The 23807-nt window shown below is 59.2% G+C and carries 23 protein-coding genes; 22 read left to right on the forward strand and 1 reads right to left on the reverse strand.

The features are described from left to right. The first annotated feature begins 481 nt into the window (after nucleotides 1-481). The 4 genes from AQ981_RS21415 to cirA all read left to right on the forward strand — a co-directional run bounded on the left by AQ981_RS21415 (nucleotide 482) and on the right by cirA (nucleotide 5517). Nucleotides 482-1570 (forward strand): ABC transporter substrate-binding protein, encoded by a 1089-nt coding sequence (locus tag AQ981_RS21415; RefSeq protein WP_420809782.1) that lies wholly within the window; start codon nucleotides 482-484, stop codon nucleotides 1568-1570. 14 nt (nucleotides 1571-1584) lie between these two features. Continuing rightward, the gene (locus AQ981_RS21420) at nucleotides 1585-2661 is read left to right on the forward strand and encodes a FecCD family ABC transporter permease (RefSeq protein WP_058913803.1); all 1077 of its coding nucleotides are present in this window, start codon (nucleotides 1585-1587) and stop codon (nucleotides 2659-2661) included. Then, complete coding sequence (locus AQ981_RS21425) at nucleotides 2662-3447, forward strand: ABC transporter ATP-binding protein (RefSeq protein WP_058913804.1); 786 nt, start codon at nucleotides 2662-2664, stop codon at nucleotides 3445-3447. It begins immediately after the preceding gene. 96 nt (nucleotides 3448-3543) lie between these two features. After that, on the forward strand, nucleotides 3544-5517 hold the full coding sequence (cirA, locus tag AQ981_RS21430) for a catecholate siderophore receptor CirA (protein ID WP_058913805.1): 1974 nt from the start codon (nucleotides 3544-3546) through the stop codon (nucleotides 5515-5517). A 60-nt stretch (nucleotides 5518-5577) separates the two neighbouring features. Here the strand turns inward: cirA and fghA are convergent, their stop codons facing one another. Then, nucleotides 5578-6414 carry an S-formylglutathione hydrolase gene (gene fghA, locus AQ981_RS21435; RefSeq protein WP_058913806.1) on the reverse strand — a complete coding sequence of 279 codons (837 nt, stop codon included), beginning with the start codon at nucleotides 6412-6414 and terminating at the stop codon, nucleotides 5578-5580. 260 nt (nucleotides 6415-6674) lie between these two features. Between fghA and folE the strand changes: the two genes are divergently transcribed. From folE to AQ981_RS21525, 18 genes are all read left to right on the forward strand, one after another. Further along, nucleotides 6675-7343: a GTP cyclohydrolase I FolE gene (gene folE, locus AQ981_RS21440; protein WP_058913807.1), complete on the forward strand. Its 669-nt coding sequence runs from the start codon at nucleotides 6675-6677 to the stop codon at nucleotides 7341-7343. Nucleotides 7344-7357: 14 nt separating this feature from the next. Next, complete coding sequence (gene yeiB, locus AQ981_RS21445) at nucleotides 7358-8503, forward strand: DUF418 domain-containing protein YeiB (protein WP_058913808.1); 1146 nt, start codon at nucleotides 7358-7360, stop codon at nucleotides 8501-8503. Nucleotides 8504-8672: 169 nt separating this feature from the next. Further along, nucleotides 8673-9698 carry an HTH-type transcriptional regulator GalS gene (gene galS, locus AQ981_RS21450; RefSeq protein ID WP_058913865.1) on the forward strand — a complete coding sequence of 342 codons (1026 nt, stop codon included), beginning with the start codon at nucleotides 8673-8675 and terminating at the stop codon, nucleotides 9696-9698. A gap of 276 nt (nucleotides 9699-9974) precedes the next feature. Further along, nucleotides 9975-10973, forward strand: coding sequence for a galactose/glucose ABC transporter substrate-binding protein MglB (gene mglB / locus AQ981_RS21455; protein WP_058913809.1), 999 nt, complete (start codon nucleotides 9975-9977; stop codon nucleotides 10971-10973). A gap of 204 nt (nucleotides 10974-11177) precedes the next feature. Then, complete coding sequence (mglA, locus tag AQ981_RS21460; protein WP_058913810.1) at nucleotides 11178-12698, forward strand: galactose/methyl galactoside ABC transporter ATP-binding protein MglA; 1521 nt, start codon at nucleotides 11178-11180, stop codon at nucleotides 12696-12698. A 15-nt stretch (nucleotides 12699-12713) separates the two neighbouring features. Continuing rightward, a complete protein-coding gene (mglC, locus tag AQ981_RS21465) occupies nucleotides 12714-13724 on the forward strand; it encodes a galactose/methyl galactoside ABC transporter permease MglC (RefSeq protein WP_058913811.1) in 1011 nt (336 codons plus the stop codon). A gap of 318 nt (nucleotides 13725-14042) precedes the next feature. Further along, nucleotides 14043-14357: a non-heme iron oxygenase ferredoxin subunit gene (locus AQ981_RS21470; protein WP_058913812.1), complete on the forward strand. Its 315-nt coding sequence runs from the start codon at nucleotides 14043-14045 to the stop codon at nucleotides 14355-14357. 4 nt (nucleotides 14358-14361) lie between these two features. Further along, nucleotides 14362-14670, forward strand: coding sequence for a recombinase-like helix-turn-helix domain-containing protein (locus tag AQ981_RS21475; protein WP_058913813.1), 309 nt, complete (start codon nucleotides 14362-14364; stop codon nucleotides 14668-14670). Between the two features lie 12 nt (nucleotides 14671-14682). Further along, a complete protein-coding gene (locus tag AQ981_RS21480) occupies nucleotides 14683-15726 on the forward strand; it encodes an aromatic ring-hydroxylating oxygenase subunit alpha (RefSeq protein WP_058913814.1) in 1044 nt (347 codons plus the stop codon). Beyond that, on the forward strand, nucleotides 15723-16472 hold the full coding sequence (locus AQ981_RS21485) for an SDR family oxidoreductase (RefSeq protein ID WP_058913815.1): 750 nt from the start codon (nucleotides 15723-15725) through the stop codon (nucleotides 16470-16472). The genes AQ981_RS21480 and AQ981_RS21485 overlap by 4 nt, the downstream gene beginning before the upstream one ends. 23 nt (nucleotides 16473-16495) lie before the next feature. Continuing rightward, entirely contained in the window at nucleotides 16496-17284 is a 789-nt protein-coding gene (locus AQ981_RS21490) for an IclR family transcriptional regulator (protein WP_058913816.1), read from the forward strand. Between the two features lie 98 nt (nucleotides 17285-17382). Further along, entirely contained in the window at nucleotides 17383-18336 is a 954-nt protein-coding gene (locus tag AQ981_RS21495; protein WP_082683244.1) for a VOC family protein, read from the forward strand. Continuing rightward, complete coding sequence (locus AQ981_RS21500; protein ID WP_058913818.1) at nucleotides 18333-19532, forward strand: NAD(P)/FAD-dependent oxidoreductase; 1200 nt, start codon at nucleotides 18333-18335, stop codon at nucleotides 19530-19532. Before AQ981_RS21495 ends, AQ981_RS21500 begins: the two co-directional genes overlap by 4 nt. 29 nt (nucleotides 19533-19561) lie before the next feature. After that, nucleotides 19562-20851 (forward strand): MFS transporter, encoded by a 1290-nt coding sequence (locus AQ981_RS21505; protein WP_058913819.1) that lies wholly within the window; start codon nucleotides 19562-19564, stop codon nucleotides 20849-20851. Nucleotides 20852-20867: 16 nt separating this feature from the next. After that, a complete protein-coding gene (locus AQ981_RS21510; protein WP_058913820.1) occupies nucleotides 20868-21398 on the forward strand; it encodes a cupin domain-containing protein in 531 nt (176 codons plus the stop codon). Continuing rightward, nucleotides 21398-22207: an alpha/beta fold hydrolase gene (locus AQ981_RS21515; RefSeq protein ID WP_058913821.1), complete on the forward strand. Its 810-nt coding sequence runs from the start codon at nucleotides 21398-21400 to the stop codon at nucleotides 22205-22207. Before AQ981_RS21510 ends, AQ981_RS21515 begins: the two co-directional genes overlap by 1 nt. After that, nucleotides 22204-22998 (forward strand): SDR family oxidoreductase, encoded by a 795-nt coding sequence (locus AQ981_RS21520; RefSeq protein ID WP_058913822.1) that lies wholly within the window; start codon nucleotides 22204-22206, stop codon nucleotides 22996-22998. Before AQ981_RS21515 ends, AQ981_RS21520 begins: the two co-directional genes overlap by 4 nt. A gap of 9 nt (nucleotides 22999-23007) precedes the next feature. Beyond that, on the forward strand, nucleotides 23008-23799 hold the full coding sequence (locus tag AQ981_RS21525; protein WP_058913823.1) for an aspartate dehydrogenase: 792 nt from the start codon (nucleotides 23008-23010) through the stop codon (nucleotides 23797-23799). Nucleotides 23800-23807: the final 8 nt, after the last annotated feature.

Below are 23807 nucleotides of genomic sequence, written 5' to 3' on the forward strand. Positions count from 1 at the left end.
CACATTCCCGGCTGATATCATGAACGGAAAAACAGCGGTGCATCACCCCAATACCAGCCAGCATACCGAAACGGGGTGTCGGGACGCTCCCCGACCCGTTCACTGATAACTGGCGTCAGCAAAGAGCAAGACACATAAAGTGAACGGAAAAAAGCGTCGCTTCAGACTCACCGCGTGAGCGGAAAAAACAACAACACCACAGACTAGCCAACACACCGCACCAGAACGTCGAATCATGCTGGTCCACGGGACAAGGCCGGGAGCGGGACGCTCCCCAACCCGTTCACTGGCAACCGGCGTCAGCAAAAAGCACCAACACCACGTAAACGAAAAACAATCCCCCTGGCACAACCCCCCAAAATCCCCTCAAACTGTAACAATTAAATTGATAAGAATTATCATTTGCTTTATCGTTAGCGCGGTCTTGTAAGGAGCGCAGGAGAGCAATGTGAAACCACTCAGCCATCTCAAACATCTTTGTCTGGCACTCACCCTCACCGTCGGCGCGCTATCCAGCGCATGGGCCGCTACCGTAACGGATATCGCCGGCCGCGAAGTGACTATCCCTCAACAGGTCAACCGTATCCTGCTCGGGGAAGGGCGACTGTTCTATGCCCTGGCGCTGCTGGAAGGGCAACAGCCGCTGGACCGCATTGCCGGATGGCAGGGGGATCTCCGCAAACTGGATACCCAAACCTATGCGCTTTATAAAGCCAAATTCCCGCAGATTGACAAAATCCCGCTGATTGGCAATACCACCGCCGACAGCGTCAGCCCGGAAAAAGTACTGACCCTGAACCCGGATATCGCCATCTTCGGCCTCGCCGGTCACGGCCCGGGGCGCAACAGCGAACTGGTTCAGCAACTGGAAAAAGCCGGCGTCCCGGTGATCTTTGTCGATTTCCGCACCGCGCCGTTAAAGAACACCATCCCCAGCATGCGGGTATTAGGTAAAGCCCTGCAGCGCGAGGCGCAGGCCGAAAAATTCATTACCTTCTATGAAACCCAGTTAAAGAAAGTCACCGATATCACCAGCGCAATTGCGCAGCAGGACAAACCGCGAGTATTTATTGACCTGCGCGCCGCGACTCTGGAAGAGTGTTGCGGTTCGGCGGGCAAGGGGAATATGGGCGACTTTATCGATCTGGCCGGCGGCGATAATATTGCCAGGCCGCTGCTGCCCGGTCCGCTGGGCACCGTCAATCTGGAAACCGTACTGGCGGTGGATCCGCAGGTCTATATCGCCACCGGCGGCAAAGCGCCCGGCACCTCCCCGGGACTGGTGATGGGCGCGCAGGCTACCCAGGCTGGAGCCCGCAGCAGCCTGCAGCAGATTACCTCGCGCAAGGGCATTAACCAGCTCAGCGCGGTGAAACAGGGGCGCGCCCACGGCCTGTGGCATAATTTCTACAACTCGCCATACAACATTCTGGCGATTCAGGCGATGGCGACCTGGTTCTACCCGGAAAAATTCGCCGAATTGCAGCCGCGGGAAACTGAACGTGAAATGTATCAACAATTCCTGGCGGTAGAACCTGCCGGAACTTACTGGATTGATACCCAGGGATAGAAGGTAAATCAGTGATGAGTTCCACCACCGATTCTCTGTCGCGCGCGGCAGACGCCCCGGGCGTTCTGGGGCGCTACCAGCAGGTATTGCGCCATCGTTTATTCATGATGGCGCTAATTGTGGCGGCGATCCTCGCGTCGCTGCTGCTGGATTTCACCCTCGGCCCTTCCGGGCTACCGCTGGAAACCCTGTGGCGCACGCTGATCGACCCGGCCAGCGCCAGCCCTGGCACCCGGGTTATTGTCTGGGATATCCGCTTACCCTATGCGTTAATGGCGCTGGTGGTGGGGATGGCCCTCGGCCTGGCCGGGGCGGAAATGCAGACGATCCTCAATAACCCGCTGGCCAGCCCGTTTACCCTTGGGGTCTCGTCGGCGGCGGCGTTTGGCGCTGCGCTGGCGATTGTCCTCGGAATTGGTATCCCCGGGGTGCCCGATCAGTGGTTTATCTCCGCTAACGCTTTTATCTTTGCGCTACTGGCGGCGCTGATGCTCGACGGTATTACCCGCTGGACCCGGGTGGCGACTTCTGGCGTGGTACTGTTCGGTATCGCGCTGGTGTTCACCTTCAATGCACTGGTGTCGATGATGCAGTTCGTTGCCAGCGAAGATACTTTGCAGGGGTTGGTATTCTGGACCATGGGCAGCCTGGCGCGGGCCTCCTGGGAGAAGCTCGGGGTGCTGGTGCTGGTGTTCGCCATCGTGCTGCCGCTGTCGATGATGAGCGCCTGGAAACTGACCGCGCTGCGTCTTGGGGAAGACCGGGCGGTCAGTTTTGGTATTGATGTCCGCCGTTTGCGTCTGACGACGCTGTTGCGCATCAGTATTCTGTCCGCGCTGTCGGTCGCGTTTGTCGGGCCGATCGGTTTTATCGGCCTGGTGGCGCCCCATATTGCACGGCTGATTTTTGGTGAAGATCACCGCTTTTACCTCCCCGGCAGCGTGCTGATCGGCGCGCTGGTGCTATCGCTGGCGTCAGTGGCGTCCAAAAATATTATTCCCGGAGTGATCATTCCGGTAGGGATCGTCACCTCGCTGGTGGGGGTTCCCTTCTTCCTGAGTATTATTCTGCGTCACCGGGGGAATGTGTAGATGCGCGGTCTGCAAATCAACCATTTCACGGCGGGCTACCCGAAACGCAAAGTGATTGCCGATCTCAGTGTGCCCACGCTGCCACGCGGCAAAATCACCGTATTGCTCGGGCCCAATGGCTGCGGTAAATCGACGCTGCTACGGGCGCTGGCCGGGCTGAATCAGGCTCACGGAGAACTGCTGCTCGACGGAACGGATTTAATGACGCTGCCGTTTCGCCAGCGGGCGGAAAAGGTGGTGTATTTACCGCAGTCGCTGCCCCAGGGGGTACATCTGCATGTGCTGGAGTCGATCGTGGTCGCGCAGCGGGCGTCAGGGGGACGCCACAGCGCGGAAGGGCAGGCGCAGGTAATGTCGCTGCTGGAGCAACTGGGGATTTCCCATCTGGCGCTCAACTATCTCGACCAGCTTTCCGGCGGCCAGAAACAGCTGGTGGGGCTCGCGCAGTCGTTGATTCGCCGGCCATCGCTGCTGCTGCTGGATGAGCCGCTCAGCGCCCTGGATCTTAACTATCAGTTTCATGTCATGGATCTGGTGGCCCGGGAGACCCGGGCGCGGGACATTGTCACCGTGGTGGTCGTGCACGATATCAATATCGCGCTGCGCCACGCCGAACATGTGCTGATGCTCAAAGAGGGGCGGCTGGTGGCCAGCGGCGAGCCGGAAGCGGTCATCACCGCCGGGAGCCTGGCGGAAGTCTATGGCGTGGTGGGGCGCATTGAACGCTGCTCCCGCGGTACGCCGCAGGTATTGATTGATGGACTGGCAAACGTACCAGTCGTATAGCGCGGTTTTTGGCAGCTGCCGGCCAAAGTAGCGGGCAGCGCGTTGCGCAGTGTGAGTAGTACTTTTTTATTTTTTTGAGACCTCATGGAGTATGGAATGTTTCGCTTAAACCTTGTCACCCGGGGAGGGTTGTGCGCGTCCGCGATTTCCCTGGCATTTCCTGTGCTGGCGGCGCAAGAGCCCCAGGCCCGCGAAGAAACCCTGGTTGTCACCGCTTCCGGTTCGGAGCAAAACCTCAAAGACGCGCCGGCCAGTATCAGCGTCATCACCCGCGAAGAACTCAAGCGTAAACCGATTCAGAATCTGAAGGATATCCTTCAGGAAGTCCCCGGCGTGCAGTTAACCAACGAAGGGGATAACCGCAAAGGGGTGAGTATTCGCGGCCTGAAGAGCAGCTATACCCTGATTCTGGTGGACGGTAAGCGGGTAAACTCGCGTAACGCGGTGTTCCGCCATAACGATTTCGACCTCAACTGGATCCCGGTGGACGCCATTGAGCGTATCGAAGTGGTACGCGGGCCGATGTCCTCGCTGTATGGTTCGGATGCGCTGGGAGGCGTGGTCAATATTATCACCCGTAAAGTGGGTAAGGCCTGGCACGGTAGCGTCACGCTCGATACCACGATTCAGGAACATCGCGATCGCGGCGACAGCTATGGCGGCCAGTTCTACACCAGCGGGCCGCTGGTTGACGATCTGCTGGGCGTAAAAGTGTACGGTAGCCTGGCGAGACGCGATAAAGACGATCAGCAGTCATCGTCCACGGCGGCCAGCGGTCTGTCGCCGCGAATTGAAGGCTATACCTCGCGCGACGGCAACGTGGAGTTCGCCCTGACGCCGAATGAAAACCATGAATTCAACCTTGGCTACGGTTTCGATCGCCAGGATCGTGATTCCGATTCGCTGGATAAGAATCGCCTTGAGCGCCAGAACTATTCGCTTTCGCATAACGGGCGCTGGGACTACGGCAACAGCGAACTGCGTTTCTACGGTGAGAAGGTGGATAACAAAAACCAGGATAATGGCGGCGCCATTACTTCGGAAAGCAACACCCTTGACGGTAAATATGTGCTGCCTCTCGGGGAGATCAATCAGCTGATGACATTCGGCGGCGAGTGGCGCCATGACAAGCTCAAAGATCCGGTTAACCTCGGCGCTGGCGGCAGTACCTCCGCCAGTCAGTACGCGCTGTTCCTTGAAGATGAGTGGCGGATTTTCGAACCGCTGGCGCTGACCGCGGGCGTGCGTATGGACGACCATGAAACCTATGGCGATCACTGGAGCCCGCGCGCCTACCTGGTGTACAGCGCCACCGATACGCTGACGGTGAAAGGGGGCTGGGCAACGGCGTTTAAAGCCCCGTCGCTGCTACAGCTCAGCCCGGACTGGACCAGCAACTCCTGCCGCGGCAGTTGCCGGATTATCGGTAACCCGGATCTGAAACCGGAAACCAGTGAAAACTTCGAGATCGGCCTCTACTACAGCGGCGATGAAGGCTGGCTGGACGGCGTATCGGCCAGTATTACCACTTTCCAGAATAACGTGGACGATATGATAGACGTGCTGCGTACCTCAAACCCGGCGCTGGCGCCGTCTTACCCCAACTATGTGGGGATGGAAAACGGCAGGCCGGTGTTCCGTTACTTCAACGTCAATAAAGCGCGTATCCGCGGACTGGAGACAGAGCTGAAAGTCCCGTTTAACGAACAGTGGAAACTGACGCTCAACTATACCTACACCGATGGCCGCAACCTGAGCGATGGCGGCAATAAGCCGCTGGAAAACCGTCCGTTCCACAACGCTAATGGGACGCTGGACTGGGCGCCATTGCAGGACTGGTCGTTCTACGTTTCCGCGAATTACAGCGGCGAGAGTCGCGCCACCGCCGCTAATGGACCGACGCCGGGCGGATACGTTATCTGGAATGCCGGCGCTGGCTGGCAGGCGACAAAGAACGTGAAACTGCGCGCCGGGGTGCTGAACCTTGGCGATAAAGACCTGAGCCGCGACGACTATAGCTTCAATGAGGATGGTCGCCGCTACTTTGTGTCGCTGGATTATCGTTTCTGATTGTTGACCGGTTATCGCGGTTAGCGCCGTGCAACCCGGTTCGGGTTGCACGGCGTTTTTTCAGGCGAACAGATAGCGGGCGTGGAAGCGCAGATGGTCTTCGATAAAGGTGGCAATAAAATAATAGCTGTGATCGTAACCCGGCTGGATACGCAGTTCCAGCGGCCATCCGCTCTGGCGGGCGGCTTCCGCCAGCAGCGCCGGCTGTAATTGATCGGCGAGGAACTGATCGCTATCGCCCTGATCGATCAGCGCCGGAATATGATCCTGCGGTTTTGCCTGGCGCATCAGAACACAACTGTCCCACGCCTGCCACTGGCTCTCATCCTCGCCCAGGTAAGCGCGAAACGCTTTCTGGCCCCAGGGCACCTGGCCCGGATTGACTATCGGGGCAAAGGCGGAAACCGAGCAGAAGCGACCCGGGTTTTTTAGCGCCATGATCAGCGCCCCGTGTCCGCCCATAGAATGGCCGCAAATCGATGCCCGCTCGCTGACCTGAAACTGAGCGCTGATCAGCGCCGGCAGTTCATCGCGCAAATAGTCAAACATCCGGTAATGGGCCGACCACGGGGCGCGGGTGGCGTTAAGGTAAAAACCGGCGCCCTGACCAAGATCGTAACCCTCGTCGTTGGCGACATCGGCGCCGCGCGGACTGGTATCCGGCATGACCAGGACGATGCCCAGTTGCGCCGCGATGCGCTGGGCGCCGGCCTTGGTGGTAAAGTTTTCATCGTTACAGGTAAGTCCGGAAAGCCAGTACAGCACCGGCGGCGGCGCGCTGTCGCGCGGCCCGGGTAAAAAAATACTGAAGGTCATCGCGCAGTTCAGCGTCGCGGAGGCATGGCGCCAGCGCTGTTGCCAGCCGTCGAAACAGCGGTGTTCTTCGAGTAGTTCCATCAATATCTCCCTTGTGGCGACTTTTTCAGTTCCCGGTGAGGAACTTTCACTTCACCCACGATAACGGATGTTGCATCATATTCATAACCTGGCAGTTACAGACCGGGCGGTTTTTTCGGCGTTGGGTATCAGCAATGGAATTAACGATGATAATAATAGTTACCCGCCGCGCTGGATTCTCCGCGGTGACTGCCGCACAATGAGCGCAAACTTTACCCCACGCAGGGTGAAGATAAGCCACACCTGCAGGAGAACAATTGATGTCATCACTCAGTAAAGAAGCCGCCCTGGTACACGAGGCGCTGGTCGCCCGCGGGCTGGAAACCCCGCTGCGCCCGCCGGTGCACGAGATGGACAACGAAACCCGCAAGCGCCTGATTGCCGGCCACATGACGGAAATCATGCAATTGTTAAATCTCGATCTGAGCGATGACAGTTTGATGGAAACCCCGCATCGCATCGCCAAAATGTATGTCGACGAGATCTTTTCCGGGCTGGATTACGCCAATTTCCCGAAAATCACCGTGATCGAAAACAAAATGAAGGTCGACGAGATGGTGACGGTGCGTGACATCACGCTGACCAGCACCTGTGAGCACCATTTTGTCACCATCGACGGTAAAGCCACCGTGGCCTATATCCCGAAAGATTCGGTTATCGGCCTGTCGAAAATCAACCGTATCGTGCAGTTCTTCGCCCAGCGCCCACAGGTGCAGGAGCGGTTAACCCAGCAGATTCTGGTGGCGCTGCAGACCCTGCTGGGCACCAACAACGTGGCGGTATCCATTGACGCGGTGCATTACTGCGTTAAAGCGCGCGGCATTCGCGATGCCACCAGCGCCACTACCACCACCTCGCTGGGCGGTCTGTTCAAATCCAGCCAGAATACCCGACAGGAATTTTTGCGCGCGGTACGTCACCACAACTGATCGGGAGCGGGGCCATGCAGCGAAATATTACGCTGGATTTTGTGCGCGGCGCCGCCATTCTCGGCATCCTGCTTCTTAATATCACCGCCTTTGGACTGCCGAAGGCGGCCTATCTCAATCCCGCCTGGTCCGGCGCTATTCGCGCCCACGAGGCGTGGACATGGGCGCTACTCGATCTCTTCGCCCAGGTAAAATTCCTGACGCTGTTTGCTCTGCTGTTCGGCGCCGGACTGCAAATGCTGCTGCCGCGCGGTAAACGCTGGATCCAGGCGCGCCTCTCCCTGTTGGTGCTGCTGGGCTTTCTGCATGCGCTGCTGCTGTGGGACGGTGATATTTTGCTGGCGTATGGCCTGGTGGGGCTGATCGGCTGGCGGTTAATCCGTGATGCTACCAGTAGCCGCCAGCTATTTAAAACCGGGGTACTGCTGTACCTGATGGGCATCGCTGTCCTGATTTTGCTCGGCATGGTATCCGGCGATCAGGTCAATCGCTCCTGGGTGCCGGACGCCGCCCATATTCAGTATGAGCAGTTCTGGAAATTACAGGGCGGCATGGAAGCGGTGCGTAATCGCGCCGACCTGCTTTCCGCTAACCTGCTGGCGCTGGGCGCTCAGTACGGCTGGCAACTGATGGGCATGATGTTGCTCGGGGCGGCGCTGATGCGCAGCGGCTGGTTACAGGGGCAGTACAGCCTGCGGCACTATCGGCGTAGCGGCTGGTTGCTGGTGGCCGCGGGGCTGGCTATCGATCTGCCGGGGGTTATCGCCCAGTGGCGGCTGGGGTGGGACTACCGCTGGTGCGCATTTCTGTTACAGGCTCCCCGGGAACTGGCGGCGCCATTTCAGGCTATCGGCTATGCGGCGTTGGCCTGGGGCTACTGGCCGTGGCTGGCGCGCTGGCGCATTATCGGGGCGGTGGCCTGCGTCGGGCGTATGGCCCTGAGCAATTATCTGCTGCAAAGCGTTATCGGTGTTGCGCTGTTCCATGTCGGCGGGCTGTTCCTGAAGTTCGACCGTTGGCAACTGCTGGCTTTTGTACCGGCGATCTGGGCAGTTAACCTGGTCTTCTCAGTGCTGTGGCTGCGCTGGTTCCGCCAGGGGCCGCTGGAATGGCTGTGGCGTCAACTGACGCAGCGAGCCAGTGGAGCCACTTATAGCTAACATTGATTTAACGATTTAGATCACATTTAACAACATTCTTTCCTGTAACCGTTTTCATCCTGTGACCAGTCTCACGCTGGCGCAGGTCTGGCGCTGACAGAATAGCTCCTTCATTTCTTCCCTGAGGGGCCGCCAGTGAATTGCTGCCAGAATCAATCGGGTGGTCGTTATGATCACCATTCGTGATGTCGCCCGCCTGGCGGGCGTTTCCGTGGCGACCGTTTCCCGGGTACTCAACAATAGTCCGCTGGTCAGCGCCGACACCCGCGACGGCGTTATGCAGGCGGTAGCGCAATTGGGTTATCACCCCAATGCCAACGCCCAGGCGCTGGCGACTCAGCACAGCGATACGGTCGGCGTGGTGGTGATGGATGTCTCCGATCCCTTCTTTGGCGCGCTGGTTAAGGCAGTGGATACGGTCGCCTGGCAGCATAAAAAATATCTGCTGATCGGCAACAGTTATCACCAGGCGGAGAAGGAGCGGCACGCTATTGAGGTGATGATACGCCAGCGCTGCAGCGCCCTGATTGTGCACGCCAAAATGCTCAGCGACGGCGAGCTGGCCAGTTTTATGGGTAATATTCCCGGCATGGTGCTGATCAACCGCGTCGTACCCGGCTATGAGGGGCGCTGCGTCGCGCTGGATAATTTCGCCGGGGCGATGATGGCGACGCGCATGCTGCTTAACCAGGGGCACCGACGTATTGGTTATCTGGCGTCAAGTCACGCCATTGACGACGATGAACAGCGGCGCGCTGGCTGGCGCCAGGCGCTCGGCGAGGCCGGCATTCAGGCCCCGGAAAGCTGGATTGGGGTTGGTAGCCCGGATATGCAGGGCGGCGATGCCGCGATGGTGGAGCTGCTGGGGCGCAACCAGCGGCTGAGCGCGGTGTTTGCTTACAATGACGGGATGGCCGCCGGCGCCCTGACGGCGCTGAAAGACAATGGCATTCTGGTGCCGCGCCAGCTGTCGCTGATAGGCTTTGACGATATCCCCGGCGCCCGTTATACCGATCCCCAGTTAACCACGGTGCGCTATCCAATTATTTCAATGGCGAAACTGGCCACGGAACTGGCGCTGCGCGGCGCTGCCGGGCAGATCGACGACGCCCAGACGCATCTGTTTCTGCCTACTCTGGTGCGTCGTCATTCGGTAGCGGCCAGCCCCCGGTCAGGAGATTTAACGACGATTTAATGTAACCGCTTTCAATCTGTGAGTGAATTCACAGATTGTTAACATTACTCTGTCTATGATGGCAACGTTTCATGATTGTAAACAATATGTAAACTTTAGTCTGGGGTGGTAAGCCACGGTTTACGTCCACAGACAGCGATATTCACGCCACGGAGCGTCACCGAACAGGGATGAAAAGCAACAATAAAAATAAAGCCCGGCGTTCAGTAACGTTTTATTAACATTATTGCCCGCCAGTATTTGATCAGAACAACCCTGTATAAAACCGGAGATATCATGATTAAGAAGGTCTTGACCCTGTCCGCGCTGGCGTCCTGCATGTTATTTGGCTCCATGGCCCACGCGGCGGATACCCGTATCGGCGTGACAATTTATAAATATGATGACAACTTCATGTCAGTGGTGCGCAAGGCGATTGAAAAAGACGCCAAATCGGCGCCGGACGTCCAACTGCTGATGAATGACTCGCAGAACGATCAGTCGAAGCAGAACGATCAGATTGACGTGCTGCTGGCGAAAGGGGTGAAGGCGCTGGCGATTAACCTCGTCGACCCGGCGGCGGCGGGAACGGTGATTGATAAAGCGCGCGCCCAGAATGTTCCGGTGGTGTTCTTCAACAAAGAGCCGTCACGCAAAGCGCTGGACAGCTACGACAAGGCTTACTACGTGGGTACCGACTCTAAAGAGTCCGGGATTATCCAGGGCGACCTGATTGCCAAACACTGGAAAGCCAATCCCAACTGGGATCTGAATAAAGACGGTGAAATTCAGTTTGTGCTGCTGAAAGGGGAGCCTGGCCACCCGGACGCCGAAGCGCGTACCACCTATGTGATCAAAGAGCTCAACGATAAAGGCATCAAAACCCAGCAGTTGCAGCTGGATACCGCCATGTGGGATACCGCACAGGCGAAAGACAAAGTGGACGCCTGGCTCTCCGGCCCGAACGCCAACAAAATCGAAGTGGTGATCGCCAATAACGACGCCATGGCGATGGGAGCGGTGGAAGCCCTGAAGGCGCACAATAAGAGCAGCATCCCGGTATTCGGCGTCGATGCGCTGCCGGAAGCGCTGGCGCTGGTGAAATCCGGCGCGATGGCCGGTACTGTTCTGAACGACGCCAACAACCAGGCGAAAGCGACTTTCGATCTGGCGAAGAACCTGGCGGCAGGTAAAGAAGCCGCTGCCGGTACCGACTGGAAAATCGATAACAAAGTGGTGCGCGTGCCGTACGTCGGGGTGGATAAAGACAACCTGGCGCAGTTTACCGCGAAGTAAGCGGCCTGCGCCCGGCGCGGCATAGCTGCGGCGTCGGGCCTGGCTGTGCCGCAGGCTGATGGGCGATTCGACACGGCCTGCGGCATTTGCGCGTCGCCGCGATTAGCAATGATTCACTTTGATGCTGGTTTCCGGGCGCGGAATATTGCGCCCCGTTTTAAACGTGTCTGAGCGCCACGCTTACGGCGCCGCCAGGTAATATTTATGGTCAGCAATGATTCATCCGCCTCGCGCGAATTTCTGCTGGAAATGAGCAATATCAGTAAATCATTTCCCGGTGTTAAAGCGCTGGACAATGTTAATTTGAAAGTGCGTCCCCATTCTATTCATGCGCTGATGGGGGAAAACGGCGCCGGAAAATCGACATTACTGAAGTGCCTGTTCGGTATTTATAAAAAAGATAGCGGCACGATTATTTTTGAAGGCCGGGAAATTGATTTTACCAGTGCTAAAGAGGCGCTGGAAAATGGTATTTCCATGGTGCACCAGGAACTGAACCTGGTATTACAGCGTTCGGTGATGGATAACATGTGGCTGGGGCGTTACCCCACCAGAGGCATGTTTATCGATCAGGAGAAAATGTACCGCGATACCAAAGCGATTTTCGACGAGCTGGATATTGATATCGATCCGCGCGCCCGCGTTGGTACTCTGTCGGTCTCACAAATGCAGATGATCGAAATCGCCAAAGCGTTCTCCTACGATGCGCGTATCGTGATTATGGATGAGCCGACCTCCTCCCTGACGGAAAAAGAGGTCAACCATCTGTTTAAAATCATTCGCAAACTGAAAGAGCGCGGCTGCGGTATTGTTTATATCTCCCACAAAATGGAAGAGATATTTCAGCTGTGCGATGAGATTACCATTCTGCGTGACGGCCAGTGGATCGCCACCCAGCCGCTGGAAGGGCTGGATATGGATAAGATCATCGCCATGATGGTTGGCCGCTCCCTGAATCAGCGCTTCCCGGATAAAGAAAACCATCCCGGCGAGGTGATTCTGCAGGTACGTAATCTGACCAGCCTGCGCCAGCCGTCGATTCGCGATATCTCTTTTGATCTGCATAAAGGGGAGATTCTCGGTATTGCCGGTCTGGTCGGGGCGAAGCGAACCGATATTGTCGAAACGCTGTTCGGGATCCGCGAAAAATCAGGCGGCACGATTACCCTGCACGGCAAGCGGATTGACAACCATTCGGCGAATGAGGCGATTAATAACGGCTTCGCGCTGGTGACCGAGGAGCGGCGCTCCACCGGGATTTACGCTTATCTGGATATTGGCTTTAACTCGCTGATCTCTAATATCCGCAAATATAAAAACAGCGTCGGTTTGCTGGATAATTCGCGTATGAAGAGCGACACCCAGTGGGTGATTGACGCCATGCGCGTAAAAACCCCCGGCCATCGCACCCAGATTGGCTCGCTGTCCGGCGGTAATCAGCAAAAAGTGATTATTGGCCGCTGGCTGCTTACCCAGCCGGAAATTTTAATGCTCGATGAGCCGACCCGCGGTATTGACGTTGGGGCTAAATTTGAAATTTATCAATTAATCGCCGAGCTGGCGAAGAAAGGGAAAGGGATCATCATTATCTCTTCGGAAATGCCGGAGCTGTTAGGGATTACTGACCGTATTCTGGTGATGAGTAATGGACTCGTCTCCGGAATTGTTGACACCAGAACCACAACGCAACACGAAATATTACGTCTTGCGTCATTGCACCTTTGATATCAGGGGTTTCTCATGAGTGCGCTGAATAAAAAAAGTTTCCTCACTTATCTCAAAGAGGGCGGTATTTACATTGTGCTTCTGGTCCTGCTGGCAATTATTATTTTCCAGGATCCGACATTTTTAAGCCTGCTCAACCTGAGTAATATTCTTACCCAGTCATCGGTGCGTATTATTATTGCGCTCGGGGTGGCGGGACTTATTGTGACTCAGGGGACTGACCTGTCCGCCGGGCGCCAGGTGGGGCTGGCGGCGGTGGTGGCGGCCACGTTGCTGCAGGCGATGGATAACGCTAATAAAGTATTTCCTGAGATGGCGACGATGCCGATTCCGCTGGTGATTCTGATTGTCTGCGCGATAGGGGCGCTGATCGGGTTGATCAACGGTATTGTCATCGCTTACCTGAATGTTACGCCGTTTATCACTACGCTTGGCACCATGATTATCGTCTATGGCATCAACTCGCTCTACTACGATTTTGTCGGTGCGTCGCCGATCTCCGGTTTCGATTCGCGATTTTCGACCTTTGCCCAGGGCTTCGTGGCGATAGGCAGCTTCCGGCTCTCCTACATTACCTTCTATGCGCTGATCGCCATTGCGTTTGTGTGGATCCTGTGGAATAAGACCCGCTTCGGGAAAAACATTTTCGCCATCGGCGGCAACCCGGAAGCGGCGAAAGTTTCCGGTGTCAACGTCGGCCTGAACCTGATGATGGTTTACGCCCTGTCCGGGGTGTTCTACGCCTTCGGCGGCCTGCTGGAAGCGGGGCGTATTGGTTCGGCCACCAATAACCTTGGCTTTATGTACGAACTGGACGCCATCGCCGCCTGCGTGGTGGGTGGGGTCTCGTTCAGCGGCGGCGTCGGTACGGTGCTGGGGGTGGTGACCGGGGTGATCATTTTTACCGTCATCAACTACGGCCTGACCTATATCGGCGTCAACCCCTACTGGCAGTACATTATCAAAGGGGCGATCATTATTTTCGCGGTAGCTCTCGACTCGTTGAAATACGCGCGTAAAAAATAATCATTTTGCTCATCACAAAGCTGCCCTTGCGGGCGGCTTTTTTATTTTTATGCCGGGATTTTTTATAAAATAAATTTATATTTCAGCATGTTACATAATATTTCTTCGCCGCTGACCGACTGCATAACCGCCTGTCAAATTCCTTTCTTATACATCCCATAACTGTGAATCGACTCACAAATGCTTCAATTTTGTTTCTTGATTGTTAATTTTTAGTTTCTTTTTGTTGACGACATTTTGGCCGCCAGTTATAGAGATCAAGTACCAAATAATAAACAAAGTTTCATATATGAAACAAAAAGATAGAGGAATGCTTTTATGAGCTGGACCAACGTGTGCGAAGTGTCTCAGGTAAAAGAGGAATTTCCTTTTTCAGGCACCGTTAGCGGCAAAGAGATCGGCATCTATCTGGTAGACGGCGAATACTACGCGCTGGAAGATGTCTGCCCTCACGCCTATGCGCTGCTCAGCCAGGGATTTGTCGAGGACGGTAAGGTGGAATGTCCGCTCCATGAAGCGATTTTTGACATCAAAACCGGCCAGTGTCTGCGCGAACCGGGGGGCCGCGATCTCAAGCGCTATCCCCTGCGCATCCTGGACAACCGTATCCAAATCACCCTGATAGAGGAGTAAACCCGTGAATCCAATTCAGGATTTTAATCCCTGGCTGCCTGATACCCAGGCGCTGATCCCGGCCCAGGAAGGCGGCAACGGTAAAATTCATCACCCTGGTCAGTACCAGAACGTGGTCTGGCAGACCCGTAGCCGCGTACCGGACAGCTTTGAACGGGCGCTGGTCGCCGCTCTTGAACCGCTGTTTGACGCCGGGCTGGAAACCCTGTCCGAACTGGTGGAAGCGCTCAATCAGCGCCGGTTGTTCGATCGCAGCGGCGCGCCGTGGAGCGAGCAGACGTTTCGTGAATATCTGGCCATTAACGGTTACTGACGGGGGCGCAACATGACGGCAGAAACGCAATTTGATTCAGTCCAGGCGTATCTCGACAGCGGCCTGCGCGACAACTGGTATCCGGTACTCTCCAGCTGGGAAGTGAGCAGCAACCCGGTGGGCATCACCCGCCTCGGCCAGCAAATCGTCGTGTGGCGCGACCGCGACGGTCAACTACACGCCCTGGAGGACCGCTGTCCGCACCGCGGCGCGCGGCTGTCCCTCGGCTGGAATCTCGGCGATCGGGTGGCCTGCTGGTACCACGGCGTCGAAGTGGACGGCCAGGGGGAAGTGAAAGATGTACCGGCGGTAGACCGCTGCCCGCTGGTAGGGCAGAAATGCCTGCGCTCTTACCCGATTCAGGAGGCCCATGGCGCGGTATTTGTGTGGTTCGGCGTGCTGGCTGGCGATGAGCCGCCGGCGCTCAGTTTCCCGGAAGAGCTGGCGGACGGTGAACAGTACAGCCACTTTTTATGTACCGCGGCCTGGAAGTGTAACTACCAGTATGCGCTGGAAAACGTGATGGACCCGATGCACGGTTCGTACCTGCATTCCGCATCGCACTCTATGGCTGAAGGGGACCGCAAGGCCGATATGCTGCTGGAGCCTACCGAAAACGGCTTTATGTTCCGCAAAAGCGGTCAGATGGGGGTCAATTTTGACTGGGTGGAATACGGCCATACCGGCGCCGCCTGGCTGCGGCTGTCGATCCCGTATCGCAAGCGTTTCGGACCCGGCGGTCACTTCTGGATCATTGGCATGGTGGTACCGGAAGACAACGATAATTGCCGGGTGTTCTTCTGGCGTATTCGCCGGGTGCAGGGCTGGCAGCGCGATATGTGGCGCTTTATGTACCGTAATCGCCTGGAACAACTGCACTGGGATGTTCTGGAACAGGACCGCATCGTACTGGAAAACCTCGCCCCGCAGGCCCGGGACCATGAATACCTGTATCAGCACGATGTCGGGCTGTCGCGCCTGCGACGCATGATGCAAAAAGAGGCGAAACAGCATCTGGCGCGTATCAACGCCGCCGCGACGGAAAACCGCCAATGAGCGCTCTGCTGGCGGGAAAACGTATTGTGATCACCGGCGCGGCGCGCGGTCTCGGGCAGAGTTTTGCCCGGGCGGCGGCCGATGCCGGGGCGCGCCTGGTACTGTGCGATATCCTCGAACAGCCGCTGCAGGAGACGGCGGCGACGCTGAGCGAGCAGGGGGCTGAGGTTGACGCGGTGACTATTGATCTGGCGGATCCGGCCTCCATCGAGCAGGCTTTTGCGCGCATTGCCGACGGCGGCGGGATCGACGGACTGGTGAATAACGCGGCGCTGGCGACCGGCGTCGGCGGCGTCAATATGCTGGATTATGACATCGAGCTGTGGGATCGGGTGATGCGTGTGAACGTACGCGGCACCTGGCTGGTAAGCCGCGCCGCGGTGCCGCTGCTGCCGCGCGGCGGCAAGATAGTCAACGTGGCGTCGGACACTGCGCTGTGGGGCGCGCCTAACCTGCTGGCCTATACCGCCAGCAAGGGGGCGGTAATCGCCATGACGCGCTCGATGGCCCGCGAGCTGGGGGAGCGTGGCATTTGCGTCAACGCCATCGCTCCCGGCCTGACCCGGGTGGAGGCCACCGAGTACGTACCGGCCGCCCGCCACCAGCTGTATGAAACCGGCCGCGCGCTGGCCGGCGCTCAGCAGCCGCAGGATGTCGACGGCAGCGTACTGTATCTGCTGTCGCCGCTGGCGGATTTTGTCACCGGCCAGCTACTGCCGGTAAACGGCGGTTTTATCTTTAACTAGTGGCACCAGCCGGGAGAATGGCGATGAGCACCATCAACGACGAAGAAGCGGGCTACAAATACCTGATTCCCGGCCTGGAACGGGGGCTACAACTGTTGCTGCTGTTCAGTCAGCAGCATCAGGAGCTGTCGTTTACTGAACTGCACCGGCTGATCGATATCCCCAAGGCCACGGCCTACCGGGTGGTGCAGACCCTTGAACACATGGGCTTTCTGCAGCGCAACCCGCGCAATAACACCTTTGCGCTGGGGATCAACGTACTGCGGCTGGGCTTTGAATATATCGCCGGGCTGGATGTGGTGCAGGCCGGGCAGCCGGTGATTGAGCGGCTGCGCGACAGCAGCCTGTGCAGCAGCCACCTGGCGATCCGCGATGGCGCTGACGTTATTTATGTGGCGCGGGTCAGCGCCGCTGGCGCCACCATTAACCAGGTGAGCGTCGGCACCCGGCTGCCGGCCCACAGTACCTCGCTGGGACGTATGTTGCTCACCGGTCTGGACCGCCGCGAGTTTGAGCGTCTGTACCCGCAACCAGCGCTGCCAGCGGACGCCGCGGTTACCGATCGCGAGGCCCTGTGGCGCATGGTGCAGGAAGACCGGGCGCGCGGTTATGTGATTGGCGAATCGTTTTATCGCCACGGTATTTCGTCCATCGTCTATCCGGTATTCAACCGTGAGCAGAAGGTGACCGCCGTGGTCAGCATTATGGTACCGCTGGATGAGATCCCCGCCGCCGACCGCGAGCGGCTGCGCCAGCAGGTACGCGAAGCCGCCGGGACAATTTCCGGCTTCCTGGGGGCGCCGCTCTACTGAGCGAGGCCGTGATTCCTTAACACGTTTCGGGCGCGTTTTTATGCGTCACGGGCACCCGTACGCCTGAATCCGGGCGCACAGGACCAAGAGGCACAATGATGAACAGCGAATTTTCACCGGTTACCGGCATTGAACGGCTTGAATTTGGCGTCACGGATTTACAGGCCTGCGCCCGCTTTATGCAGGATTTTGGCCTGACGCCCGCCGCGGATGCGACCCCTCCAGGTCGCGAATTCACTACCCTGAGCGGGGCGCGCGTTGCGCTGGCCTCGCTGCAGGACTCTGAGTTGCCGGCCCCTTTTGAAGACGGCTCGACCCTGCGCCGCATGACCTGGGGAGTGGCCAGCGCGGCGGATCTGGCGGCGCTGGCGCCGCGCCTGCGTGATTGTCCGGGCTTTCGCGAAACCGCAGACGGGCTGGAGTGCCGCGATCCCAACGGCATGACCCTGCGCATCATCGTCAGCCGCCAGGTGGAGGTTAATCTGACGGTACCGCCGATCAACCAGTGGGGCGATGTGCGCCGCGTCGATCAGCCGAGTCCGCTCTATGAGGGCGCCCGGCCGATCAATATCGGCCACGTGGTGTTCTTTGTTGACGATCTGGCGGCCACGGAACGTTTCTATCGTGAAGTCCTCGGTTTTCAGGTATCCGATCGCTATATCGATCGCGCCGTGTTTCTGCGCTGCCAGGCGCGTGGCGGCCACCACAATCTGTTCCTGCTGAAACTGCCACAGCGCGGCGCCGGGCTGAATCATGTGGCGTTTACGGTGCGCGATATCCATGAAGTGGTGGGGGGCGGTATCGCCATGAACCGCCAGAAGTGGAGCACTTTTATCGGGCCTGGCCGCCATCCTGTCTCTTCGGCTTACTTCTGGTATGTCAACAGCCCTTGCGGCGGCGCGTTTGAATACTACACCAACGACGACTACCTGACGGAAAACTGGCAGCCGCGCGAGCTGGAGCATTCGCTGGTGTCCTTTACCGAATGGGCGGTCGAAGGCGGTATTGACGCCGATACCCGCCGCCAGCAGCGCAAAGAGGGGGCGCTATGAGCGACACCATTGTGATTATCGGCGCCGGGCAGGCCGGCGGCTGGACGGCGAAAACCCTGCGCGATAAAGGGTTTACCGGTCGGCTGGTGGTGGTCGGCGACGAATCCTGGGATTTCTATGAGCGCCCGCCGCTGTCCAAATCGGCGCTACAGCAGGCGCAGCCGCCGTTCAGCCCATTGTTCAGCGCAGAGACGCTGGCGGCGCTGAACCTTGAATGGCGCCGACCGCTGCGGGCCGAGGCGATTGACCGCGCGGCGCAGGAGGTGGTGCTGAGCAGCGGCGAGCGTCTGCGCTATGACCAACTGGTGATCGCCACCGGCGGTCAGGCGCGACTACCGGGCCGCGAATGGCAGGCCCATCCGCGGGTTTACACCCTGCGCAGCTGGGACGACGCCACGCGTTTGCGCGCCGGGCTGTCCGCCGGGCAGCGGGTGGCGGTGGTCGGCGGCGGCTGGATAGGCCTGGAGATTGCCGCCACCGCCCGCGGACTGGGTAAAGCGGTGACGGTATTCGAATCCCAGCCGCGTCTGTGCCAGCGTAGCGTCGATCCTGACGTTTCCAGCGGACTGCTGGCGCTGCACCAGAGTCACGGCGTGACGGTGCATCTCAACTGCGGCGCCGTCACCCTCGACGACCAGCAAGGTCTGGCGCTTATCGGCAGTGCGGCCACGGAGCAACAGGCCTTTGACTGCGTAGTGGTAGGGATTGGCGTAACGCTGAACAGCGAGCTGGCCGCCCGCGCCGGTCTTAAGGTCGCGCAGGGCATCGTGGTGGACGCCCGGGGCCGAACCAGCGATCCGGCGATTTTCGCGGTCGGCGATGTGGCGCAACATCCGCGGCTCGGTCTGTGCCTGCAATCCTGGGCCTGGGCGCAAAATCAGGCTATCGCCACCGCCGCGGCGATGCGCGATCCCCAGGCGCCGGAATATGACGACGGTCCGTGGCTGTGGTCGGATCAATACGGCCACAATATCCAGATCCTCGGGCTGCCCGGCGTTGCCGATCGTACCTGGATCCGCCGCCAGCCGGCGGGGGATGTCTATTTTTCGCTTGATGAGCGCGGGCGTCTTACCCAACTGGTGAGCTTCAATGATCCGCGCACGGTTAAACTGGCCCGGCGCTGGCAGGCCTCTGACCGCGAACTGGATCCGGCGCAACTGGTCAACCCGGAATTTTCACTGATGTCGCTGAAATAAACCACGGCTTTACTCCGCGAGGAAACATCATGACTACCACCCACGAACTGGACGACAGCATCGGCCAGCGCGTCGGCCAGCCTGTGCCGACGGAAACGACGCAACCGCAGGCGCAGCCGGTGCGCTGGAGTGTGCCGCTGGCGCTGTTTGCCTGTGTGCTGCTGGCGTTTTTCGACAAGATAAGCATTGCGGCGCTGTTTTCCGATGCCGGTTTCCAGCAGGCGCTGGGCATCGACTTTGATCCCACCCGGCTCGGGCTACTGATGACGGCATTTCTGCTCTCCTACGGCCTGTCATCGACATTGCTCAGCGGTATTGGCGACCGGATTTCCCCGAAAAAACTGCTGCTGGCGATGATGGGGATCTGGTGTCTGCTGATGATCATGATGGGTTTTACCCATTCTTATCACGGCATGATGACGCTGCGTATTTTGCTCGGTATCGCTGAAGGGCCGCTGTTCCCGCTGGCGTTTTCGATTATCCGCCACGCCTTTCCGCAGCATCTCCAGGCGCGCGCCACCATGCTGTGGCTGCTGGGCACGCCGATTGGCGCCGCGGTCGGCTTTCCGGTCACCCTGTATATCCTCAGCCATGTCGGCTGGCAGGCGACCTTTTTCGCCATGGCGGCTATGACGGTGCCGGTGATGCTGTGGGTGTGGTTCGGTCTGCGCCACATGAGGCCGCCGCGCGCTGCCGCAATGCCCGCGCCGGCGCAGCGCGCCGGGATGCAGCGCCAGCGCCGCCAGGAAAGACGCGAACTGCTCCGGCAGCCGCATTTCTGGTTGATCTGCCTGTTTAACGTCACCTTTCTCACCTATCTGTGGGGCATGAACGGTTGGCTGCCCAGTTATCTGATCGCCGGTAAAGGCATCCATCTGGAGCACGCCAGCTATCTCTCTTCGCTGCCGTTTATCGCCATGCTGCTTGGCGAAGTGCTCGGCGCCTGGTATGCCGATCGCCTCAACTGGCGCGCCCTGAGCTGTTTTGTCTCGATGTGCGGGGCCGGCGCCGGGCTGCTGCTGGTGCTGTATCTGGACAGTACCTGGGCGGTGATGGGCGCCATGGCCTTCAGCACCTTTATGTGGGGCACCGGGGCGCCAAATATTTTCGCCCTGCTGGCGAAAGCCACCGCCAGCCAGGTGAGCGCCACGGCGGGGGGCATTTTTAACGGACTGGGTAACTTTGCCGGCGCTCTGGCGCCGGTAGTGATGGGCCTGCTGATTGCTGCCCTCCACGATATGGACAGCGGTTTGCTGTTCCTGGCCGCGGTGGCCGGTGTGGGGTGCCTGATGCTGCTGCCGCTGCTGAAACACTATTGATAACCGGAGAATCACTATGTCTGACATGACCGAACTGAGACCGCAGGCGGTAAAACCGCAGGATAAATCGTTGCAGGAGTGGGTGGAGTCGCGGGTGGCGCGCTTTGAAGGCCGCCAGTACGACTGGAATGCCCTGAAATTCCAGGCGGATTTCGACCCTAAATACCGCCGCGCCCAGATGCGTTACATCGGTACCGGCGCCACCGGGGTGGCAAACGATGTCAACACGGTACCCGCTGAGCATTTCACCTTCTCTACTATGGTATTGCCGGCGAAATGCGAAGGGCCGCTGCATCTGCACACCGATGCTGAAGAGGTCTTTTTCATGTTGCGCGGCACCATCACTTTATTCGTGCGCGATGGCGAAGAGGAATACCAGACCGTGCTGCGCGAACGCGACCTGATTTCAGTGCCGAAGGGGATCTATCGCGGCCTGTTTAATCACGGCGAAGAAGAGGCGCTGATGCTGGTGATGATCGGCAATCCGCAGCCGGTCACCCCGACCTATCCGGCAGATCATCCGCTGTCGAAAGTGAAGCGTAACTAATGGAGCAGGGCAGTCTGAGCCTTAACGGCGGTCAACTGAGCTATCGCCACGCCGGTCAGGGGGTGGATGTGGTGCTGTTGCACGGTATCAGCTCCCGGGCCGCTTCCTGGCATAAACAGCTGACGGACCCGGCGCTGTGCGCTCGCTGTCGGCTGTGGGCCTGGGATGCGCCGGGCTATGGCGATAGCACGCCGCTGGCCGTATCCCGGCCGCGGGCGGCGGACTATGCCCGGACGCTGGCCCACTGGCTGGATGCGCTGGGGCTGGAGCGGGCGACGATCGTCGGCCATTCGCTGGGGGCCATGATGGCCGCGGCTTTTGCCGCCGCTTACCCACAGCGGGTCGCCGGGCTGGCGTTCGCCGATCCGGCGCAGGGCTACGGCGGCGCGGACAGCGCGCGGCGTGAACAGGTTTTCAGTATCCGTCGCCGTCAGGCGGAGGATGTGGCCGATTATGCGCAGCGCCGCGGCCCGCTGCTGCTGCGCCCGGGAGCCGATGCCGTGGATATCGCCACCGTGCGCGACGGCATGCTGGCCCTGCGCCGGGACGGGTTTCTCGCCGCCGCGCGCATGCTGGCCGATGATGCGCTGGAGCCTTATCTGCGCGACTATCGGGGAACGCTGGCGGTGTGGTGCGGCGCTGAGGACGGGATTACGCCCGCGCCGGATGCCGCCGCGCTGGCGCAGCGCTGCGGCGCGCCGTTCCGGCTGATTGCCGCCGCCGGCCATGCCAGCTATCTCGATGCCCCGGAACAGTTTAACCGGCTGCTGTGTGATATCGCGCGGCAGTCATCAGGAGACGGGTTATGAATTACCAGATTGAAGGACGGGTGGCGGTAGTGACCGGCGGATCATCCGGTATCGGGTTCGCCACCCTGCGCCTGCTGCTGGCCGAAGGGGCGAAAGTCGCTTTCTGCGGCCGTGACCGGGAGCGCCTGAGCGCTGCGCTGGAGCGCCTGCGCGGTGAGTTTCCCGATGCTGACATTGTCGCTCACGGCTGCGATGTGCTTAACGCGCAGGAAGTTCAGCAGTTTGCTGAGCGGGTGGAGCAGCAACTGGGGGCGGCGGAGATGTTGATCAATAACGCCGGACAGGGCTATGTCGCCAGTTTTGAGCAGACCCCGGAAAGCGCCTGGCTGCATGAAGCACAACTGAAACTGTTTGGGGTGCTGAATCCGCTAAACGCCTTTTTACCCCAGTTACGCCGTTCGGGCCGGGCGTCGGTGACCTGCGTGAACTCGCTGCTGGCGCTACAGCCGGAAGAGCACATGATCGCCACTTCGGCGGCCCGGGCGGCACTGCTCAATATGACCCTCAACCTGTCGAAATCGCTGGTGGAGCAGGGGATCCGCGTCAACTCAATCCTGCTCGGGATGGTGGAGTCCGGCCAGTGGCGACGCCGCTTTGAACAGCGCGACGACCAGAGCCAGGACTGGGAAAGCTGGATCGCCGCCATTGCCCGTAAACGCGGCATTCCGATGGGGCGGCTCGGTAAGCCGGAAGAAGCGGCGCAGGCGCTGCTGTTTCTCGCTTCGCCGCTGGCGTCATTCACCACCGGCGCCACGCTGGATGTGTCCGGCGGTTTTAACCGTCATCTGTGAGGGCCGGAAATGAAAAAAATCATGCTGATTGGCTACGGCGCGATGGCGCAGGCGGTTATAGAGCGCCTGCCGCAGGGGGTCAGCGTCGGCTGGGTGGTGGCCCATCCGCGTCATCATGACGCCATCAATGCGCGCTTCAGCCCGGGAGCCGCGCTGAGCGATCCGCAGCAGTGTCCGGTCGCGCCGGATCTGGTACTGGAGTGCGCCAGCCAGCAGGCGGTGCGGGAATATGGCGCGGCTGTCCTCGCCCGCGGCTGGACCATGGCGGTGATCTCCACCGGCGCGCTGGCCGATAGCGAACTGCAGCAGGCGCTGAAGCGCAGCGCGCAGCAGGGCGGCGGACGTCTGGTGGTGCTGTCCGGGGCGGTCGCCGGTATGGACGGCCTGGCCAGCGCCCGGGAAGGGGGGCTGGATAGCGTGACGTATCAGTCCTGCAAAGGTCCCGCCAGCTGGCGCGGCAGCCCGGCGGAACAACTGGTGGATCTGGATACGGTGCGCAAGGCGCAAATCTTTTTCGAAGGTACGGCGCGCGAAGCGGCGCGTCTGTTTCCGGCCAATGCCAACGTGGCGGCCACGATCGCGCTGATGGGCATCGGCCTTGACGATACCCGGGTGCAGTTAAAGGTCGATCCCGATGCGCGGCGCAATACCCACGTGATCCACGCCAGCGGCGGATTCGGTGAATTTCATATTGAGCTGTGCGGCAATCCGCTGGCGGCGAATCCGAAAACCTCCACCCTGGCCGCCCTGAGCGCGGTACAGGCCTGCCGTCATTTACTGAACCAGGACTATGCCTGGTAGGGAGAACG

This window comes from Entomohabitans teleogrylli (assembly GCF_001484765.1).
GTDB classification, from domain to species: Bacteria; Pseudomonadota; Gammaproteobacteria; order Enterobacterales; family Enterobacteriaceae; genus Entomohabitans; species Entomohabitans teleogrylli.

Coding starts and splice junctions, on each gene's coding strand:
- cirA (WP_058913805.1), top strand. CDS start 3,544: ATGTTTCGCTTAAACCTTGTCACCCGGGGAGGGTTGTGCGCGTCCGCG.
- AQ981_RS21470 (WP_058913812.1), top strand. CDS start 14,043: ATGAGCTGGACCAACGTGTGCGAAGTGTCTCAGGTAAAAGAGGAATTT.
- AQ981_RS21495 (WP_082683244.1), top strand. CDS start 17,383: ATGAACAGCGAATTTTCACCGGTTACCGGCATTGAACGGCTTGAATTT.
- mglB (WP_058913809.1), top strand. CDS start 9,975: ATGATTAAGAAGGTCTTGACCCTGTCCGCGCTGGCGTCCTGCATGTTA.
- galS (WP_058913865.1), top strand. CDS start 8,673: ATGATCACCATTCGTGATGTCGCCCGCCTGGCGGGCGTTTCCGTGGCG.
- yeiB (WP_058913808.1), top strand. CDS start 7,358: ATGCAGCGAAATATTACGCTGGATTTTGTGCGCGGCGCCGCCATTCTC.
- AQ981_RS21490 (WP_058913816.1), top strand. CDS start 16,496: ATGAGCACCATCAACGACGAAGAAGCGGGCTACAAATACCTGATTCCC.
- fghA (WP_058913806.1), bottom strand. CDS start 6,414: ATGGAACTACTCGAAGAACACCGCTGTTTCGACGGCTGGCAACAGCGC.
- AQ981_RS21500 (WP_058913818.1), top strand. CDS start 18,333: ATGAGCGACACCATTGTGATTATCGGCGCCGGGCAGGCCGGCGGCTGG.
- mglA (WP_058913810.1), top strand. CDS start 11,178: ATGGTCAGCAATGATTCATCCGCCTCGCGCGAATTTCTGCTGGAAATG.
- AQ981_RS21485 (WP_058913815.1), top strand. CDS start 15,723: ATGAGCGCTCTGCTGGCGGGAAAACGTATTGTGATCACCGGCGCGGCG.
- AQ981_RS21515 (WP_058913821.1), top strand. CDS start 21,398: ATGGAGCAGGGCAGTCTGAGCCTTAACGGCGGTCAACTGAGCTATCGC.
- folE (WP_058913807.1), top strand. CDS start 6,675: ATGTCATCACTCAGTAAAGAAGCCGCCCTGGTACACGAGGCGCTGGTC.
- AQ981_RS21510 (WP_058913820.1), top strand. CDS start 20,868: ATGTCTGACATGACCGAACTGAGACCGCAGGCGGTAAAACCGCAGGAT.
- AQ981_RS21480 (WP_058913814.1), top strand. CDS start 14,683: ATGACGGCAGAAACGCAATTTGATTCAGTCCAGGCGTATCTCGACAGC.
- mglC (WP_058913811.1), top strand. CDS start 12,714: ATGAGTGCGCTGAATAAAAAAAGTTTCCTCACTTATCTCAAAGAGGGC.
- AQ981_RS21420 (WP_058913803.1), top strand. CDS start 1,585: ATGAGTTCCACCACCGATTCTCTGTCGCGCGCGGCAGACGCCCCGGGC.
- AQ981_RS21505 (WP_058913819.1), top strand. CDS start 19,562: ATGACTACCACCCACGAACTGGACGACAGCATCGGCCAGCGCGTCGGC.
- AQ981_RS21520 (WP_058913822.1), top strand. CDS start 22,204: ATGAATTACCAGATTGAAGGACGGGTGGCGGTAGTGACCGGCGGATCA.
- AQ981_RS21525 (WP_058913823.1), top strand. CDS start 23,008: ATGAAAAAAATCATGCTGATTGGCTACGGCGCGATGGCGCAGGCGGTT.
- AQ981_RS21425 (WP_058913804.1), top strand. CDS start 2,662: ATGCGCGGTCTGCAAATCAACCATTTCACGGCGGGCTACCCGAAACGC.